This is a genomic window from Kineosporia rhizophila, from assembly GCF_021277265.1.
Classification (GTDB): domain Bacteria; phylum Actinomycetota; class Actinomycetes; order Actinomycetales; family Kineosporiaceae; genus Kineosporia; species Kineosporia rhizophila.
In genome coordinates this window covers 114,445-135,775 of sequence record NZ_JAJSOH010000012.1, presented here as the reverse complement: position 1 = coordinate 135,775, position 21,331 = coordinate 114,445, and the positions used below count along the sequence as shown (strand labels likewise).

The following is a 21,331-nucleotide window of genomic DNA, read 5'->3' as shown; positions in this document are numbered from 1 at the left end:
CGCGACGTGCGTGGACCGGGCAACGACTGGAGTGTCTCCTGATGACCAAGCCCGAGGACAAGGTTCTCGACGCGCTGCGGGCCTCCGTGAAGGAGACCGACCGGCTGCGCCGCCGCAACCGGCAGCTGACCGAGCAGGTCGAGGCCACCTGGGAGCCGATCGCGATCGTCGGGATGGGCTGCCGGTTCCCCGGCGGGGTCCGCAACCCCGAGCAGCTGTGGGACCTGGTCTCCGGCGGGGGTGACGCGATCTCGCCGTTCCCGACCGACCGTGGCTGGGAGGCCGTGGTCGCCGCGGCCGGCACGAACTACGTGCAGACCGGTGGTTTCGTCGAGGAGGCACCGCAGTTCGACCCGGCGTTCTTCGGCATCAGCCCGCGCGAGGCGCTGGCCATGGACCCCCAGCAGCGGATGCTGCTGGAGGTCACCTGGGAGACCCTGGAGCAGGCCGGGATCGACCCGGCCGCCCTGAAGGGCAGCCGCACGGGCGTTTTCGCGGGCGGCACCAACTCCGGTTACGGCTTCAGCGTGGCCGGCACCGAGGGCACCGAGGGCTACATGCTCACCGGTGGCCTCACCGCCGTCATCTCCGGCCGGATCGCCTACACGCTCGGCCTCGAGGGCCCGGCCGTCACGGTCGACACCGCCTGCTCGTCCGCGCTCGTCGCGCTGCACCTGGCCTGCCAGGCGCTGCGCGCGCAGGAGTGCAGCATGGCCCTGGCCGGCGCGGTGACCGTGCTGGCCACCCCCGACTCGTTCGCCGACTTCGCCCAGCAGGGCGGGCTCGCCGCCGACGGTCGGTGCAAGGCGTTCTCCGGTTCGGCCGACGGCATCGGCTGGAGCGAGGGCGCCGGAATGTTCCTGCTGGAGAAGCTTTCGGACGCCCGCCGCAATGGTCACCCGGTGCTCGCGGTGATCTCCGGCAGCGCGGTGAACCAGGACGGCGCCTCCAACGGCCTCTCGGCCCCGAACGGCCCCTCGCAGCAGCGGGTCATCCGGGCCGCCCTGGACAGTGCCCGGCTCTCCCCGGCCGACGTGGACGTGGTCGAGGCACACGGCACCGGCACGGTTCTCGGCGACCCGATCGAGGCCCAGGCCATCCTTTCCACCTACGGCCGGGACCGCGCGGCCGAAAAGCCGCTGTGGCTCGGCTCGGTCAAGTCCAACCTGGGTCACACCGGCGCCGCTGCGGGCGCGGCCGGGCTGATGAAGATGGTCCTGGCGCTGCGGCACGGGCAGATGCCGCGCACCCTGCACGTGGACGAGCCGACACCTCGCGTGGACTGGTCGGTCGGTGAGGTCGAACTGCTCACCGACGCACGCTCGTGGGACCCCGAGGCGGAACACGTTCGTCGGGCCGGTGTCTCGGCATTCGGGATCAGCGGAACGAACGCCCACCTGATCGTGGAGGAGGCGCCGGCCGAGATCCCGGCCGAGGCGACGGACACGGACGAACCGCTGCCGGTGCTGAGCTCGACCGTTCCCGCCTGGCTGGTCTCGGGCCGCACCGAGCCCGCACTGGCCGACCAGGCTGGCCGTCTCGCAGGCTTTCTGGCCGAACGGCCCGAGATCGGGGCCGCTGATGTGGCCCGGACCCTGGCCACCGCCCGTTCGCACTTCGAGCACCGCGCCGTCGTCACCGGCGACCTCGCCGCCGGGCTGAGCGCGCTGGCTGAGGGCGCCGACGCGGCCAACGTGCTACGCGGCAACGTCCCGGTCGGCGGGGACACCGGCCGCACCGTGTTCGTCTTCCCCGGCCAGGGCGGCCAGTGGGTCGGCATGGGCCGCGAGATGCTCCTCACCAGCCCCGTTTTCGCAGCACGCATGGACGAGTGCCGCGCGGCCCTGGCCCCGCACGTGGATTGGGACCTTTTCGAGGTTCTCGGCGACGAGGAACAGCTTTCCCGTTTGGACGTGGTCCACCCGGCGCTGTGGGCCGTGATGGTCTCGCTCGCGGCGGTCTGGGAGGCCGCCGGGGTGACGCCGGACGCCGTGCTCGGGCACAGCCAGGGCGAGATCGCCGCCGCCTGCGTGGCCGGGGTGCTGTCGCTGGAAGACGGCGCCCGGGTGGTCGCCCGCCGCGGTCAGGTCATGAAGGCCGGCCTGGCGGGCAAGGGCGGTGTGCTGTCGATTGCGGCCACGCTGGAGGACGTGCAGGCGCGGCTTTCGCGCGGATCGTTCGAGGGCGTTGCGGTCGCGGTGCTGAACGGGCCGAACGCCACCGTGGTCTCCGGGCCGGTGGCCTCGCTGCAGGCGCTCGCCGAGGAGTGCGAGAGGGACGGTGTCCGAGCCCGTTTCGTGCCGATGGACTACGCGCCGCACGGTCCGCAGGTGGAGTCGATCCGCGACGAGGTGCTGGCCGCGCTGGAGGGTGTGACTCCTCAGGCCAGCCGGGTGCCGATGATGTCGGCGATGACGGGGGAGTACCTCGACGGTCTCGAGGCGGGCGCCCAGTACTGGTACGACAGCCTGCGTGCCACCGTCCAGTTCTCCCGTGGCGTCGAGCGCCTCGGTCGGGACGGGTACGGCGTCTTCGTCGAGGTCTCGCCGCACCCAGTGCTCACCGCTGCGGTCACCGACACGCTGGAGCACGCGGGTATCGCCTCGGCGGTGGTCGGAGGAACCCTGCGCCGTGAGGACGGCGGCTCCGAGCGGCTGATCGCCTCGATGGCCGGCTTCCACGTGCGCGGGGTCAAGGTCGACTGGTCGGCCGTGCTCCCCGCCGGCCGTCACATCGATCTGCCCACCTATGCCTTCCAGCACCAGCGCTTCTGGCCCGCCTCCCTGGCCGGTGGCCTGGGCGACGTGCGCGCCGCCGGGCTCAACCCCGTCGGCCACCCTCTGCTCGGCGCCGCGGTCGAACTGGCCGACGGCGACGGCGTCATCCTCACCGGACGCCTCTCCATCGCCACCCAGCCCTGGCTCGCCGAGCACACGATCAACGGCACCCCGGTCTTCCCGGGCACCGGCCTGATCGAGCTCGCCGCCGTGGCCGGGCACCTGGTCGGCTGCACCCGGATCGACTCGCTCGACGTCGAGGCCCCGCTGGTCCTCACCGACGACGTCCAGGTCCAGGTGACCGTGGGAGCGGCAGGCGACAACAGCGAGAATGGTGTCCGTACGCTCGAGATCTTCGCCCGGACCATGGACCCGGCGCTCGACCAGAACGACTGGACCCGCCACGCCACGGGCCAGGTCCGCCCGGTCACTGCCCCGCCCTCGGCCGCCGACCTGGCCATCTGGCCCCCCGCCGACGCCGAGGCCGTGCCCGTCGACGGCCTGTACGAGTCGCTCGCCGCCGTGGGCCAGGAACTGGGCGAGTCGTTCCAGGGCCTGGACGCGGTCTGGCGCCGGGGCGAGGACGTCTTCGCCGAGGTCCGCCTGCCCGAGTCCGCCGCCGCGCTCGGCGGCGTCTTCGGGCTTCACCCCGCCGTGCTCGACGCCGCGCTTCAGGCCGTGCGCCTCGCCCGCCCCGCCGACGCCCCGCTCATGCCGCTGCGCTGGGACGAGGTCTGCCTCTACGCCGCGGGCGCGACGGTCCTGCACGCCCGCCTGCGCGTGGACGCCGCCGGTGTGGTCTCTCTCCTGGCCGTCGACACCGCCGGCACACCCGTGGTCTCGATCGGTGGCCTCACCCTGGGCCCGGTCTCGCTCGCCGCCGAACTGTCGGTGCTGCGGGATACGCTCTTCGCAGTTGAGTGGAAGCCCGTCACCGGCGGCGAGACCCCCACCGATCCGTGGGCCGTGCTCGGCACTGAGGGCGCTGAGCTTGTGGGTGCGTTGGCCGCTGCGGGTGTTGAAGTGGCCGCGCACGCGGACCTCACCGCGCTGTCGGCTGCCGCGGGCGTGGCTGACTCTGGTGTGAGTGCCGCGGGTGCCGGTGCGGCTGCTGTGCACATAGCTGGCTCCGGTGGGGCCGACGCAGGTACGGGTGCCACAGGTGTAGCTGATGCGGCTGCGGGCAACACGGGTGTGGCCGGTTCCGGTAGCGGTGCCGCCGGTGGGGCTCGTTCGGGTGTGGCTGGTCCTGGCGCTGCTGCTGCCGAGTCCGGCCGGGTTTCGCAGACGGCGCCGGGGCTGAACGCCGGCGTCCCGGCCTCGGCGAACGCGGCGGCTCCGGCGGCTGCGGTTGTTCCCGCGGTCGTCGTGGCCCCCCTCGTCTCCGCCGACCAGGACCAGGCCGCCGCGGCCCACGCACTCGCCACCCAGGCCCTTGAACTCGCCCAGCAGTGGCTCGCCGCCGAAGCCTTCGAGGACAGCCGCCTGGTGATCCTCACCCAAGGGGCCGTTGCCGCCGAAGCCGGTGAGGACGTCCTCAGTGTGGGTGCCTCTGCCGTCTGGGGCCTGGTGCGCTCGGCCCAGGCCGAGAACCCCGGCCGCTTCGTGCTCGCCGACCTTCCGGCCGGCGCCTCCGCCTCCACTCTGTTCGCCGCGCTCGGCACCACCGAGCCGGAACTCGCCGTCCGCGGCACCCAGGCCTACGCCCGCCGGCTGGTTCGTGCTGCCTCGAACGCGGCCGACAACGCCGACACGCGCCCGCGCACCGGCGGCACGTTCCTGGTCACCGGGGGTACCGGCGTGCTGGCCGGCATCACCGCCCGGCACCTGGCCGTCACCGGCCAGGCCGACCGTCTCGTCCTGGTCAGCCGCTCGGGCGCCCGGGCTGACTCTGCGGCCACGCTGGCCGCGGGCATCGCCGAGGCCGGGGCGGAGGTGCGGATCGTGGCGGCCGACGTCACCGATCGCGCAGCCATGGGGCAGGTCGTCGCGAGCATCGAAGAGCTGCGCGGCGTCATGCACACCGCGGGCATCGTCGACGACGGCATCATCAGCTCACTCACCGCTGACCGCCTTGGTGCGGTCATGCGTCCTAAAGCCGATGCGGCCTCGATCCTCCACGAACTCACCGCTGACCGCGAACTCGACTACTTCGTCCTTTTCTCCTCCGCCGCAGCCACCTTCGGTGGGCCGGGCCAGGGCAATTACACCGCCGCCAACACGTTCCTCGACGGGCTCGCCGCCCACCGCCGGGCCAACGGCCTGGCTGGGCAGGCGCTGGCCTGGGGCTCCTGGATGGCCGGCGAGGGTATTGGCAAGCACCTCAGCCAGAACCTGCTGAACCGCGCCAACAACACCGGCGAGCTGAGCACCGAGGAAGGCCTGGACCTCCTCGACGAAGCTCTGACCCGCGACGAGGCCCACCTCGTCCCGTTCCGGCTCGATGTCGGTGCGCTGCGGGCCGTGGCTGCGCGGGGCGGGGTACTGCCGGCGTTGCTGCACGAACTCGCTCCGGTGCGCGCTGGTGTGGCTACCGCCGTCAACACCGGTGGTAGTTCCGGGGCTCTGCGTCAGCAGCTGGCCGGGCTGCGACCGGCTGAGCGCGAGCGGGCTGCGGGCCAGTTGGTGCGCACCCACGTTGCTGCGGTGCTCGGGCACGCCTCGCCCGACGCCATTGACCCGGAACGGGCTTTTACTGAGCTCGGTTTCGACTCGCTCACTGCGGTCGAGCTGCGCAACCGGCTGAACCAGGCGACCGGGCTGAAGCTCTCGGCCACCCTGGTGTTCGACCACCCCACGCCGAAGGCCCTGAGCAAGCATATTGTCGGGGAGCTCACCGGCGAGCAGAGCGCCCGCAGCGCCTCGAACATCAGCGCGCTGAGCGACGATCCGATCGCGATCGTGGGCCTGGGCTGCCGCTTCCCGGGCGGGGTGGACTCGCCCGAGGCGATGTGGCGGATGCTGTCCGAGGGCACCGACACGATCAGCCGCTTCCCCGGTGACCGCGGCTGGGACCCGACGCTGTTCAGTGCCGACCCGCAGAGCCTGGGCACGTCCTACGCCGACGAGGGCGGGTTCATCGAGCGGGCCGGTGATTTCGATCCCGGCTTCTTCCGGATCAGCCCGCGCGAGGCGCTGGCCATGGACCCGCAGCAGCGGTTGCTGCTCGAAACTTCCTGGGAAGCACTGGAGCACGCGGGGATCAACCCGGATGCGCTGCGGGGCTCCAGCACCGGCGTGTTCGTCGGTGCGGCCGCTTCGGGCTACTCCGCGCTCGGCGTGGCCGGTGCTGACGGCGCCGAGGGGCACCTGCTCACCGGCAACGTGCCCAGCGTCATCTCCGGCCGCGTCTCCTACACCCTGGGCCTGGAAGGCCCGGCGGTCACGGTCGACACCGCCTGCTCGGCCTCCCTGGTCGCCCTGCACCTGGCCGCGGCCTCGCTGCGCACCGGTGAGAGCGACCTGGCCCTGGCCGGCGGCGTGATGGTGATGGTCGACGCGGCCGAGTTCCTCAGCTTTTCCCAGCAGAAAGCACTCGCGGCCGACGGCCGTTCCAAGGCCTTCTCCGCCCAGGCCGACGGCATGGGTCTCGGCGAGGGCTCCGGAATGGTCGTGCTGGAAAGGCTTTCGGACGCTCGTCGCAACGGTCACGCGGTGCTCGCGGTGATCGAGGGCAGCGCGATGAACCAGGACGGCGCCTCGAACGGCCTGACCGCGCCGAACGGTCCCTCGCAGCAGCGGGTGATCCGGGCCGCCCTGGCCCAGGCCGGGCTGGGGCCGAACGACGTGGACGTGGTCGAGGCGCACGGCACCGGCACCTCGCTGGGCGACCCGATCGAGGCTCAGGCACTGCTGGCCACCTACGGCGAGAGCCGGCCCGAGAACCGTCCGCTGTGGCTGGGGTCGGTCAAGTCGAACATTGGCCACGCCCAGCAGGCCGCCGGTGTCGCCGGGGTACTGAAGATGGTGCTGGCCCTGCAGCACGCCCAGCTCCCGGTCACCCTGCACGCCGACGAGCCCAGCACCCACATCGACTGGTCGGCCGGTGATGTGCGGCTGCTCACCCAGCCGGTCGTCTGGGAACCCACCAACGATGGACGTCCGCGGCGAGCGGGTGTCTCGTCGTTCGGGATCAGTGGTACCAACGCGCACCTGATCCTGGCCGAGGCACCTCCTGCTCCCGAGGCCGCCCAGACTCCCAAGACTTCCGAGCCGAAGCAGCCGTCTGTGCTGAACGGCGAGGGCGAGAACGTGACGGCCTGGCTGGTCTCCGGTCGCTCCCCGCTCGCCCGCTCCGCCCAGGCCGCCCGCCTGGCCGCCTGGGTCGGTGAGGCTGCTCCGGAAGACGTGGCCTGGTCGCTGGCCACCGCCCGGGCTACCTTCGAGAACCGTTCCGTGGTGCTTGGCTCCACCCGTGACGAACTGCTCACCGGGCTCGCCGCCCTGGAAGCCGGCGAACCGGGGGCTGCGCTGGTCACCGGAACCGCCGCCGGCACTGACCCGATCGTGTTCGTCTTCCCTGGTCAGGGCTCGCAGTGGGCCGGCATGGGACGGGAGCTGGCCGCCGCCAGCCCGGTCTTCGCCGCTCGCCTGGCCGAGTGCGAGGCCGCGCTCAGCCCTCATGTGGACTGGTCATTGGCCGAGGTCCTGGCCGGAGCCGAGGGGGCGCCCAGCCTGGACCGGGTCGACGTGGTGCAGCCCGCGCTGTGGGCGCTGAACGTCTCGCTGGCTGCCGTGTGGCAGGCCGCCGGGGTCGAACCGGACGCCGTGGTCGGGCACAGCCAGGGTGAGATCGCGGCCGCGGTGGTGGCCGGGATCCTGTCGCTGGAAGACGCCGCCAAGGTCGTGGCCCTGCGCAGCCAGGCGCTGACCGCGCTGTCCGGGCGGGGCGGAATGCTCTCGATCGCCGAGCCCGCCGAGGCGGTGCAGACGCGGATCGAGGCGCTGGGGCTGGCCGGGCTCAATGCGACCAATGGCCGGGCCGGTGGCCTGAGCATCGCCGCGGTGAACGGGCCCAACGCCACGGTCGTCTCCGGCGACCCGGCGCTGCTCGAAGCCCTGATGACGGCGGTGGAGGCCGACGGCGGCCGGGCCCGCATGCTGCCGGTGGACTACGCCTCGCACAACGCCCAGGTCGACAGCATCCGCGAGCGCGTGCTCGAGCTTCTGCAGGGCCTGAACCCCCAGCCGGCCCGTCTGCCGATGATCTCGGCGATGACCGGCCAGCCGCTGACCGGGCCCGAGGCCGACGCCGGCTACTGGTTCGCCAGCCTGCGCGCCTCGGTCCAGTTCGACCGGGCCGTGCAGGTGCTGCGGCGCGACGGGTACGGCGTGTTCGTCGAGGTCTCGGCGCACCCGGTGCTGACCAATGCGGTCGCGGAGACGCTCGAAGCGGTCGGCGGCGCCAAGGAACCGATCGTCGCGGGCACGCTGCGCCGCGACGAGGGCGGCGCTCGGCGGATGCTGGCCTCGCTGGCCGAGCTGCACGTGCGTGGCGTCGAGATCGACTGGGCCTCCGTGCTGCCCCGGGGCCGCCGGATCGCCCTGCCCACCTACGCTTTCGAGCACCGGCGGTTCTGGCCCAGCGGCGTCGGCCACGTGGCCGACCTGCGCTCGGCCGGTCTGAACACGGTCGGCCACCCCCTGCTGAGTGCCGCGGTCGAGCTGGCCGAGGGCGACGGGCTGGTGCTCACCGGCCGCCTGGCGATCAGTGCCCAGCCGTGGCTGGCCGACCACACCGTCGGCGGCACGGCCTTCTTCCCCGGCACCGGTTTCGTCGAACTGGCCGTCGTGGCGGGCCATCTGGTCGAGTGCACCCGGATCGACGAGCTCACTCTGGCGGCACCCCTGGTGCTTCCGGCCGAGGGCGAGATCCAGATCCAGGTCACGGTCAGTGGCCCAACAGAGGACGGCCTGCGCGCCGTCGAGATCTTCGCTCGCCTCGGCGCGGGTGAGGGTTGGATGCGGCACGCCAGTGGGCGCGTCGGTCCCGTCTCAACCGCTCCGGACGCCGGTGATCTGGCGATCTGGCCGCCGCTCGACGCGTCCCCGATCAGCGTGGACGGCCTGTACGAGGCCATGGCCGCGGCCGGACAGGGGCTGGGCCCGGCGTTCCAGGGCCTGGACGCCGTGTTCCGGCGGGGCGACGATGTCTTTGCCGAAGTGACCCTGCCCAGCGAGAACACCGGCAGCACCGGCATGTTCGGTCTTCACCCGGCCGTGCTGGACGCTGCGCTGCAGGCGATCTGGGTGGCGAACCCGGAAGATGCCGCGCAGGGACCGCGGATGCCGTTCGTCTGGTCCGACGTTTCGCTGTACGCCGCGGGAGCCACGGCGCTGCGGGCCCGGCTGCGTCGTGACAGCACCGGCGCGGTGCAGTTGCTCGCCGTCGACGCGGCCGGCTCGCCGGTGGTCTCGGTGGGCTCGCTGGTGTTGCGCCCGGTCTCGGTGGCCACCCCTTCGGGGCCGCAGCACCTGCTGCGCGAGGTGATGTTCGGGGTCGAATGGACGCCGGTGGCCGTCTCGAGCGCGCCGGTGGCCCGTTGCGGTCTGCTTGGGGACGACGTCCTGGGCCTGGGTGGGCTCGGCACCGACGTGGTTGGTTACCCGAGCATCGACGCGCTCGCCGATGTGGAACTGCCGCCGGTGGTCCTGGTCGGCCTGGGGAGCACCGACGCGAACCAGGGACCGGCCGCGCGTGAACTGGCGGCCTCCACCCTGACGCTGCTGCAGGACTGGCTGGATCGCGGCCCGGAAGACGCCCGCCTGGTCGTGGTGACCCGGGGCGCGGTGGCGGCTTCGCCGGCCGAGATGGTTACCGATTTGGCCGCGGCCGCGGTCTGGGGTCTGGTGCGCTCGGCGCAGATGGAGAACCCGGGCCGCTTCGTGCTGCTCGACCTCCCCACCGAGACCGGCACCGCCGAGACCGACAACATCGGTGCCCCCGAGCGTCCATTGGCTTCTCTGCTGGCGAGCGCCCTGGCCACCCCCGAGCCGGAGATCGCCTTCCGCGACGGGCAGATCCTGGGCCGCCGCCTCGTGCGTTCGTTCACCGGGGCCGAGGACGAGAGCACCCCTGAGGCCACCAAGACCCCGGGCGCGGTGCTGATCACCGGTGGTACCGGCACCCTGGCCGGTCTCACCGCGCGTCACCTGGCCGCCACCGGCCGGGCCGCCCACCTGCTCCTGGTCAGCCGCTCCGGCCCGGCCGCGGCCAAGGTCGCCGAGCGTGCCGCCGCGATCGCCGAAGCCGGGGCCGATGTACAGGTGGTCGCTGCCGACGTCACCGAGCGGACCGTCGTCCGTAATCTTCTCCGCGCCCTTCCGGCCCGGCACCCGCTCACCGGGGTCGTGCACACCGCAGGCATCGTCGACGACGGGCTGATCGGCTCGCTCACCCCGGCCAAGGTCGGGGCCGTGATGCGGCCCAAGACCGACGCCGCCTGGATCCTGCACGAGCTCACCGCCGGGCTCGGGCTCGACCTGTTCGTCATGTTCTCCTCCGCGGCAGCCTCTTTCGGTAGCGCCGGGCAGGGCAACTACGCGGCCGGCAACGCGTTCCTCGACGCGCTCGCCGCCCACCGCCGGGCAGCCGGGCTGCCTGGTCTGTCGCTGGCCTGGGGTGCCTGGGTGGCGAGCGAGGGCATTGGCCGCAACCTGAACCAGGGTCTGCTGGCCCGGGCCACCGGCAGCGGTACGAACGAACTGTCGGCCGACGAGGGCCTGGTGGTGCTCGACCACGCTCTGGCCCGGGACGAGGCCCTGCTGGTGCCGTTCCGGCTCGACGTGGCCGGGCTGCGCGCGGTCGCGGCCCAGGGCGGGGCGCTGCCGTCGCTGCTGCAGGCGCTGGCGCCGACCCGGCGGGGCGTCGCCACTGCCGCCAACACCGGTGCCACGGCCACGGCGCTGCGCGACCAGCTCTCCCGGATGCCGGTGGCCGAGCGCGAACGCCGTCTGGTCCAGCTCGTGCGTGACCACGTCGCGGCCGTGCTCGGGCACGGTTCGGGCAGCGCGATCGAGCCCGGCCGCGCCTTCAGCGACCTGGGTTTCGACTCGCTGACCGCGGTGGAGCTACGCAACCGTCTGAACGAGGCCACCGGTCTGCGCCTGCCGGCCACGCTGGTCTTCGACTACCCCTCGACCGCCGTGCTGGCCGCGCACCTGGGCTCCGAGCTGCTTGGGGTGCTGGTCGACGGCGCAGCCTCGCAAAGCGTTGCGGTGAGTGCGGATCCGGCCGAGCCGATCGCGATCGTGGGCATGGGCTGCCGCTTCCCGGGCGGCATCCACGACCAGGAGGGCCTGTGGGAGCTGCTGGCCGAGGGCCGCGACGCGATCACCGGCCTGCCCACCGACCGCGGCTGGAACCTGGACGCGCTGTTCGACCCGGACCCGGACAAGCCCGGCACCTTCTACACCGCCTCCGGCGGGTTCCTGCACGACGCCGGACTTTTCGACCCGGGCTTCTTCGGGATCAGCCCGCGTGAGGCGCAGGCGATGGACCCGCAGCAGCGGCTGCTGCTGGAGGTCAGCTGGGAGGCGCTGGAGCGCGCCGGGATCGACCCGGTGAGCCTGCGCGGCTCGCAGACCGGTGTGTTCGCCGGTGGCTCGTCCTGGCACTACGGCTCGACCGGGGGCGGCGGCGGGGCCGAGGGGCACCTGATGACCGGCGCCTCGACCAGCATCATCTCCGGCCGGGTGGCCTACACCTTCGGCCTCGAGGGGCCGGCCGTCACGGTGGACACGGCCTGCTCCTCGGCGCTGGTGGCCATGCACCTGGCCGCCCAGGCGCTGCGGGCGGGGGAGTGCTCGCTGGCCCTGGCCGGTGGCGTGACGGTGATGGCCACCCCCGGTGCGCTGGTCGGCTTCTCCCGCCAGCGCGGTCTGGCCGCCGACGGCAAGTGCAAGGCGTTCTCGGCCGAGGCCGACGGCATGGGTATGGCCGAGGGCGCGGGAATGATCCTGCTGGAGCGGCTTTCGGATGCCCGCCGCAACGGTCACCAGGTGCTGGCGGTGATGCGCGGCAGTGCGATCAACCAGGACGGCGCCTCGAACGGTCTGACCGCGCCGAACGGGCCCTCGCAGCAGCGGGTGATCCGGGCCGCCCTGGCCAACGCCCGGCTGAACGCCGACGACATCGACGTGGTCGAGGCGCACGGCACCGGCACCACCCTGGGCGACCCGATCGAGGCTCAGGCCCTGATGGCCACCTACGGCCGCGACCGCGCCGCCGACGACCCGCTGTGGCTGGGCTCGGTCAAGTCGAACCTGGCCCACACCCAGAGCGCGGCCGGTGCCGCCGGGGTGATGAAGATGGTGCTCGCCCTGCAGCACAACCTGCTGCCGCGCAGCCTGCACGCCGACCAGCCCGCGCCCTACGTGGACTGGAGCGCAGGCACGGTGGCTCTGCTGGCCGAGGAACGGCCCTGGAAACCGGCCGAGGGCAAGGTCCGCCGCGCCGCGGTCTCGTCGTTCGGGATCAGCGGCACCAACGCCCACGTCATCATCGAAGAGGCCCCGGCCCAGGACCGCCCAGCCCCCGCCGACCCGAAACCGCACGTGCTCGCCGAAGGTTCGGCCCTGCTGGTCTCCTCCCGCTCGACCACCGGCCTCGGTGACCAGGCCGACCGACTGGCAACATTCGTCCATAATTCCCCGCAGGCCACCCCCGCCGAACTGGCCTGGTCGCTGGCCACCACCCGTTCCACGTTCGAGCACCGGGCAGTTGTGCTGGGCTCAACCCGCGCCGAGATCCTGGCCGGCCTGGCCGCGGTGAGCAGTGGTGAGCCTTCGGACCAGGCTGTGTCCGGGGTGATCCCGGCCGGTGGGGGCGGCGGGCGCACCGTGTTCGTCTTCCCGGGCCAGGGTTCGCAGTGGCTCGGCATGGGCCGCGCGCTGGCCGCTGCTTCGCCGGTGTTCGCAGCTCGCCTGGCCGAGTGCAGCGCCGCGCTGGCGCCTTTCGTGGACTGGTCGCTCGACGAGGTTCTGGCTGACGAGGAGGCCCTGCAGCGGGTCGATGTGGTCCAGCCCGCGCTGTGGGCGGTCATGGTCTCGCTGGCCGAGGTCTGGAAGGCCTCGGGCGTGTACCCGGACGCCGTGGTCGGGCACTCGCAGGGTGAGATCGCGGCCGCCGTGGTGGCGGGCATTCTTTCGCTGGAGGACGCCGCCCGGGTCGTGGCCCTGCGCAGTCAGACGTTGACGGCGCTGTCGGGCCGTGGCGGGATGCTGGCCATTGCCGAGCCGGTGGCGACGGTGGAGGCGCGGATCGCCGACCAGGCGGGGGTGACGGTGGCGGCGGTGAACGGGCCGAACACCACGGTGGTCTCCGGGGAACCGGCGCTGCTGGAAGGCCTGGCCGCGCAGGTGGAGGCCGAGGGTGGCCGGGCGCGCATCCTGCCGGTCGACTACGCCTCGCACGGCCCCCAGGTGGAGGAGCTGCGCGAGGAGATCCTGACGCTGCTGGCCCCGGTCACTCCGATGGCCGGGCAGACGCCGCTGGTCTCGTCGATGACCGGCGAGACCATCGAGGGCACCGAGGCCGACGCCGGGTACTGGTACGCCAGCCTGCGCAACCGGGTCCGCTTCGCCGACGCCGTGCAGTTCCTGGCCGACGGCGGCCACAACGTATGGATCGAGAGCTCCCCGCACCCGGTGCTGACCACCTCGGTCGAGGCGATCGCCGAAGGTGCGGTGATCACCGGGACGCTGCGTCGCGACGAGGGTGGCCCGCAGAACCTGCTCGCCGCGCTGGCCGCCGTGCACACCCAGGGCGTGCGGGTGGACTGGCCGAGCGTGCTGCCGCAGGCCCGCCAGATCGCCCTGCCCACCTACGCCTTCCAGCACGAGCACTTCTGGTATCTCGGCAGCGGCGGCCCGGCCACCGACGTCACCTCGGCCGGCCTCGACCCGGTGCCGCACCCGCTGCTCGGCGCGGCGGTCGAGCTGGCCGACGACGAGGGCCTGGTGGTCACCGGCCGCCTGGCACTGAACGAGCAGCCCTGGCTGAACGTGGACGTCACTGCGGGAACCTCGGCGACCGTGCTCGCGGAACTGGCTGTGGTGGCCGGGTTCCAGGTCGGCTGCCCGCGGATCGCGGAGCTGACCGTCACCGAGCCGATCGTGCTCCCGGCCGGTGAGCAGCTGCAGGTACAGGTGCAGCTCGGCCGACCGGAAGACAGTGGACGTCGTTCGGTCGAGATCCGCGCCCGGCGAGCTCGTTCCGAGGTCGCCTGGACCCGGCACGCCAGCGGTGTGCTGGAGCCCGACAGCCCGGAGGTGCACGCGGCGGTCAAGCCGGTGAGCTCCGGGGCCTGGCCGCCCGCCTCCGCGGTTCCTCTGCTGGGCACGGCCGAGGGCCTGCTGAAGGGCGCCTGGCGGGACGGGCAGGACATCCTGGCCGAGGTCTCGCTGGGCGAGGACACCACGGCGGCCATGTTCGGTGTGCACCCGGCGCTGACCGCGGCCCTGCTGGAGGTGCTGTCGGTCGCCGGTGAGGGTTGGCCCACCGCCGGTCACTCCGACCTGCTGCTGGCCTCGGCCTGGAACGGCTTCACCGTGCACACCCCGGGCGCCACCACGCTGCGGGCCCGGCTGTCGCGCACCCACAGCGGTGCACTGAGCCTGGTCGCGGCCGACGCCAACGGCACCGCGGTGCTGTCGGTGGAATCGCTGACCCTGCGCCCGATCCCGGCCGCCAGTCTGCACTCCGGCGCGGCCCGCCTGCACGATGCCCTGTTCGCACTGGACTGGGCGCCGGTACGGATCCCCGTCGCGGCCTCGGCGGGGCGCTGGAGCGTGCTCGGGACCGACTCGATCAACCTGGTCAGTGGGCTGGCCGCGGCCGGTGTGGACGTGGACGCGCACAGCGATCTGACCCGCCTGGTCGCTGCCACCGAGGGCCAGAAGGCCCCGGAGGTGGTGCTCGCGGTCGTCGAGACCCCTGACGAGCTCGACGGACGCCTGGGTGACGGCACGCCGCAGGCCGCCCGCGAGACGGCCGGCAACGTGCTGCTCCTGCTGCAGCAGTGGCTGGCGCTGGAGGGCTTTGAGGAGTCCCGCCTGGTCCTGGTCAGCCGGGGCGCGGTCGCGGTGCACGAGGGCGACCCGGTCGCCGACCTGCCCGCCGCCTCGGTGTGGGGTCTGGTGCGCTCGGCCCAGTCCGAGAACCCGGACCGGATCGTGCTGGCCGACCTTTCCGGTTCTGCGGAGCAGGCTGATCCGGACCTGGACGTCGCCACCCTGGCCGCCGCGCTCAGCACGAGCGAGCCGGAACTGGCGGTCCGCGACGGTCACGCCTACGGCCGCCGCTTGATCCGTCCGGCTGGGTCAACCGCTGTGCTCGCGGCTGGGGAGGCCACCGGCACGATCCTGATCACCGGTGGCACCGGCACCCTGGCGGCCCTGGTCGCCCAGCACCTCGCCGCCACCCACCGCGCGGCCCACCTGCTCCTGGTCAGCCGCCGCGGGCCTTCGGCCTCCGGCGCTGCTGCTCTGGCCGCGAGCATCGCCCTGACGGGCGTCGACGCCCGCATCGTCACCTGCGACGTCACCGACCCCGACACCACCTCCGGACTCCTGGCCGCCGTCGCCACCGACCCGGGGCAGGCTCCCCTGATCGGCGTCGTCCACACCGCCGGCGTGCTCGACGACGGCGTGATCGGCTCGCTCACCCCCGAGCGGATCGACACGGTGATGCGGCCCAAGGTCGACGCGGCCTGGACCCTGCACCGCCTCACGGCCGGTCTCGACCTGCGCATCTTCGCGCTCTTCTCCTCGGCCGCGGCCACCTTCGGCTCGGCCGGGCAGGGCAACTACGCAGCGGGCAACGCCTTCCTCGACGCCCTGGCCGCCCACCGCCGCAGCACCGGGCGCCCCGCCGTCTCCCTGGCCTGGGGCCTGTGGGCCGACGCCAGCGGCCTGACCAGCCACCTGAGCGACGGCGACCGAGAGCGGATGTCCCGCGGCGGCGTCACCGCGCTGACCGCCGAGGAGGGCCTGGCCCTGCTCGACGTGGCCCTGGCCCGCGACGAGGCCGTGCTCGTCCCGGCCCGCCTGAACGTCACCGCGCTGCGCTCGCAGGTCGCCCAGGCCGGCACCAACGCCCTGGTCCCGCCGCTGCTGCGGGTGCTCTCGGGCGGCACCGACCGGCCGGTGGGCGGCGCCAAGGGGACCAGCGCGGCCGCCCAGGCGTTGCAGGCCCAGCTGGCCGGGCTCTCGCCGCTGGAGGCCGACCGGATGCTCACCGACCTGGTGCGCACCCACGCCGCGGCCGTGCTCGGGCACGCCCCGACCGACCTGATGGAGCCCGGCCGGGCCTTCCGCGAGGTGGGCTTCGACTCGCTCACCGCCGTCGAGCTGCGCAACCGCCTGGCCATGGCCACCGGCCTGAAGCTGCCCGCCACGCTGGTCTTCGACTACCCGGCGCCGGCCGTGCTGGCCGCGCACATCCGGGCCGAGCTCAGCGCCCGCCCGGCCCCGGCAGCTGCCGAGGCCGTGCGGGGGGCGGTGTTCACCGACGAGCCGATCGCCATCGTCGGCATCGGCTGCCGCTTCCCGGGCGGGGCCAACACCCCCGAACGCTTCTGGGAACTGCTGCGCTCAGGCACCGACGCGATCGCCGGTTTCCCGACCGACCGCGGCTGGGACACCGAGGGCATCTACGACGCCGACGCCGACACTGCCCGGTCCTCGACCACCATGCAGGGCGGGTTCCTCTACGAGGCACCGGAGTTCGACCCGGGCTTCTTCGGGATCAGCCCGCGCGAGGCGCTCGGGATGGACCCGCAGCAGCGCCTGCTGCTGGAGACCTCCTGGGAGGCCCTGGAGCGGGCCGGGATCGACCCGGCGACGCTGCGCGGCAGCAACACCGGGGTCTTCGCCGGTGGCTACGGATCGTCCTGGTACGGCATCGGTTCCGACAGCTACGGCATGACCGGCACCTCAGGAAGCGTGATCTCCGGACGGGTGTCGTACACGCTCGGCCTGGAGGGCCCGGCGGTCACCGTGGACACCGCCTGCTCCTCGTCGCTGGTCGCCCTGCACCTGGCCGCCCAGGCCCTGCGGGCGGGGGAGTGCACGCTGGCCCTGGCCGGTGGCGCCACCGTCATGTTCAACACCGGCCTGTTCAGCGACTTCTCCCGGCAGGGCGGGCTGGCCTCGGACGGACGCTGCAAGGCGTTCGGCGCCGACGCGGACGGCACCGGCTGGGGTGAGGGCGCCGGAATTCTCCTGCTGGAGAGGCTTTCGGACGCCCAGCGCAACGGCCGTCAGGTACTCGCCGTGATCGCTGGCAGCGCGGTCAACCAGGACGGCGCCAGCAACGGCATCACCGCCCCCAACGGCCCGGCCCAGCAGCGGGTGATCCGCACCGCGCTAGCCAGTGCCGGACTGCGCCCGGCCGACGTGGACGCGGTCGAGGCACACGGCACCGGAACGGTTCTGGGTGACCCGATCGAGGCCCAGGCCCTGCTGGCCACCTACGGCCAGGACCGCCCCGAAGGCCGCCCGGTGTGGCTGGGCTCGGTGAAGTCGAACATCGCCCACACCGGCGCCGCCGCGGGTGTGGCCGGTGTGATCAAGATGGTGCTGGCCCTGAACCACCAGCTGCTGCCCAGGACCCTGCACGCCGAAGAGCCCAGCCCGCACGTGGACTGGAGCGACGGCGACGCGCGGATCCTGACCGAGGCCAGGCCCTGGCCGCGCAACGGTCAGCCGCGCCGGGCGGGCGTCTCGGCCTTCGGGATCAGCGGGACGAACGCGCACGTGATCGTCGAAGAGGCCCCCGTCGCAGTGGAGGTGCCGAACGAGATCGAGGACGAGCGTCCCCGCCTGCTGCACGAAGCCCCGGTTGCCTGGGTGGTCTCGGCGCGCTCGGCCCCGGCGCTCGCGGCGCAGGCGGGTCGGCTGGCCGAGTTCGCCGCCGGTTCCGCCGGTGTCGACCGGGCCGCCGATGCAGTCGCGGCCGGCGTGGATCTGGCCGACGTGGCCTGGTCGCTGGTGACCACGCGTTCGCAGTTCGAGCACCGCGCGGTGGTGCTGGGCGCCGATCCGGTGGCCGGTGCGCGCAGCCTGAGCGCCGGCACCTCGACCGGTTCGGTGGTGACGGGTTCCATTCCGGCGGGCACCGTGCCGCGGGTCGGTTTCCTGTTCGCCGGGCAGGGGGCGCAGAAGGCCGGGATGGGGCGTGAGCTGTACGCCGCGTCGCCGGTCTTCGCCGAGACGTTCGACCGGGTGGTCGCCATGCTGGAGACCGAACTGGGTCTGCCCGTCCGGGACGTGGTGCTCGCAGATGCCACGTCCGGTGACGAGAACGCCGACCGGGAAGGCCTGGCCGACCAGACGCTGTACGCCCAGACCGGTCTCTTCGCGGTCGAGGTCAGCCTGGTGGCCATGCTCGCCGCGGCAGGGGTCACGCCGGACGTGGTGGCCGGTCACTCGGTCGGTGAGATCGCCGCCGCCCACGCGGCCGGGGTGCTCACCCTCGAGGACGCCTGCCGCCTGATCGCCAACCGCGCCCGTCTGATGCAGGCCCTGCCCACCGGCGGCGCGATGGCGGCGGTCGAGGCGACCGAGGACGAGGTGCTGCCCACCCTGACCGACGGTGTCTCGATCGGCGCGGTGAACGGCCCCACGGCGGTGGTGGTCTCCGGCGACGAGGCTGCGGTCGAGCAGGTGGTTGCGCACTGGCAGAACGAAGGACGACGCACGCGCCGCCTGCGCGTCAGTCACGCCTTCCACTCGGCCCGGATGGATCCGGTGCTGGACGAGCTCTCCGCGGTCGCCTCCGGCCTGGCCCACAACGCGCCTCGGGTTGCCTGGGTCGGGGCGCTGCCGGGCGAGCTGGTGAGCGCGCCGGAGCCGGGCTACTGGGCCGAGCAGGCGCGTCAGGCCGTGCGGTTCGCCGACTCGGTGCAGGCCATGGCCGACCTGGGCGTGACCACGTTCATCGAGATCGGCCCGGACGGGACTCTGTCGGCCCTGGGTCAGAACGCCCTGCCCACGGACGAGTCCGGGGCGCCCGCCGCGGCTGACTTCGTGCCCCTGCTGCGTCCCAAGACCGCGGCCGGCGCTTCGGTGCTGAACGCGCTGGCCCGCGCTCACGTGCGCGGTGTGACCGTGGACTGGACGGCGATCCTGCCGCGGGGCAAGAAGGTCGACCTGCCCACCTACGCCTTCTCCCGCAAGCACTTCTGGGCCGAGCCGGGCGTTCCCTCGGGTGCGCCGGTCACCGCGGGCAGCGGGACCGAGGCCGAGGCCCAGTTCTGGGCCGCGGTGGAGTCCGGCGACCTGGCCGGCCTGTCCGGCGCGCTCGACCTGGACGGCGACCGGCCGTTCAGCGAGGTCCTGCCGATGCTGGCCGGCTGGCGTCAGCGCGACCGGGAAGAGATGGCGGTGGCCGACTGGCGCTACCGCATCGCCTGGAGCCCGGTGGCCGACCCGGAACCGGCTGCCTTGAGCGGGACCTGGCTGCTGGTCACCAACGCCGCGCACCGCGCCGACGCCGACGAGGCCGCCCGGGCGCTGAGCGCCCGTGGGGCCGAGCCGGTGATCGCCGAGGTCCCGGACGGTGAGATCACCCGGGAAGGGCTCGGTGCTCTGGTCGCAAGGGTCCTGACCGAGGCGACCACCCAGCTTCTCCCGGACGAGGTCCTGGCTGCGAACGGGAGCCTGAACGGTTCTGTCAACACCGATGACGCAGGCGCCGGGATGCTCGACGGCGCCGGGACCGAACAGTCCCAGCCACCCGCGGACCTGAAGACTGCCCTCGCAGGTGTGGCCGGCGTTCTCTCGTTCCTTGCTCTGAACGAAAGCCCGCTGACCGAGAACCCGGAGGTCTCGACCGGTCTGGCCGCCACCGTGGGCCTGATCCAGGCGCTCGGCGACGGGCGCAGCAGCTCCCCGCTGTGGCTGCTCACCCGGGGCGGCGCCGCCGCCAAGACCGACGAGGTGCCGATCAGTCCTGCCCAGGCGCAGATCTGGGGTCTGGGGCGGGTCACCGCGATGGAACACCCGGACCGCTGGGGCGGCCTGATCGACCTGCCCGCAAGCCTGGACGAGCGGGCCGGTGCCCGGCTGACCGCGGTGCTGGCGCGGGCGGTGCCCGAGGATGCGGTGGCGATCCGTTCGACAGGTATCAATGGACGGCGGCTGGTGCGGGCCCGGCGGGCTGCCGGTCTCAAGGCCGCCGAACTGACCGAAACGCCCGTGGGAGAGGCCTTTGCCAAGGGCACGGTGCTGGTCACCGGCGGTACCGGGGCGATCGGCATGCAGGTGGCGCAGTGGCTCGCTGAGCAGAACACCGCGCAGGTGACGTTGTGGAGCCGGTCCGGAGCGCGAGCGCGGGGCGTGGCCGAGTTGGCCGCGAAGGTGGCCGAAAGCGGCTCGACCGTGCAGGTTCTGGCCGGTGACGTGGCGCAGCGCGAGCACGTGCAGGCGCTGCTGGGCTGGATGGGCGAGCACGGCCCGGCCCTGACCGGGGTGATGCACACGGCCGGCGTCAATGACGACGGCGTGCTGGACCGGATGACGCCGGAGCGGCTGGGTGGGGTGCTGGCCCCCAAGGCCGCCGGGGCGGTGCACCTGGACGAGCTCACCAGCGACCTGTCGGCCTTCGTGCTGTTCTCCTCGGCCACGGCCATCTTCGGCGGTGGCGGTCAGGGCAACTACGCGGCGGCCAACACCTTCCTCGACGCGCTGGCCGAGAAGCGGCGCCTGCGGGGCGAGGTCGCGACCTCACTGGCCTGGGGCGTCTGGGCCGGTGGCGGTATGGCCGAGGCCGACGCCACCGTGCGCAACCGGGTCAGCCGGGGCCCGCTGAAGGCGATGGAGCCGGAACCGGCGCTGCGGGTGATGGGCCAGATCCTGACCGAGGACCAGACCACCGCGGGCGACTTCGGGGTGATGGACGTCGACTGGATCCAGATCGCCCAGCAGCTGGGTGACCTGACCCAGGTGCCGATGATGCGCGAGCTGACCGACGTGCACGCCCTGGTCCCGGCCAGCGCCGGACCGGACACCAACGCCATCGCCGAGCTGCTGCAGCTGCTGTCCGAGCAGACCCCGCTGGAGCAGGAGCGGTTCCTCACCGACCGGGTGCGGGGCGAGGTCGCGGCGGTACTCGGCCACGAGTCACCGGACGCGGTGGAGGCCGGGGCCTCGTTCTCCGACCTCGGTTTCGACTCGCTGACCGCGGTCGAGCTGCGCAACCGGCTCTCGATCGCGCTGGCCCGGCAGCTTCCGGCCACGCTGGTCTTCGACTACCCCACGCCCCTGGCGGTGGCGAAGTACCTGCGCTCGGAACTGGTTCCGGACGCGGCCGAGGTGACCCCGCAGGACGCCGAGGAGGCCGAGGTGCGGGCCGTGCTGGCCAATGTGCCGATCGGCCTGCTGCGCAGTGCCGGGTTGCTGCAGTCCATCCTCGAGCTGGCCGAGCCGGCCGCCGAGCGGGCCGAGCCGCAGGAGGAGGCCGTGAGCATCGAGGAGATGGACGTGGCCGACCTGATCCGGATGGCCCGCGGCGTCGACGACCAGTTCTGACCGCCCCCAACACACTTCCGCAG

1 protein-coding gene is annotated in these 21,331 nt (G+C 73.1%); it reads left to right on the top strand.

Annotated elements, in window-relative coordinates:
- Window positions 1-41: 41 nt before the first annotated feature.
- Entirely contained in the window at window positions 42-21,308 is a 21,267-nt protein-coding gene (locus tag LWF15_RS18595; RefSeq protein WP_232812111.1) for a type I polyketide synthase, read from the top strand.
- Window positions 21,309-21,331 lie beyond the last annotated feature (23 nt).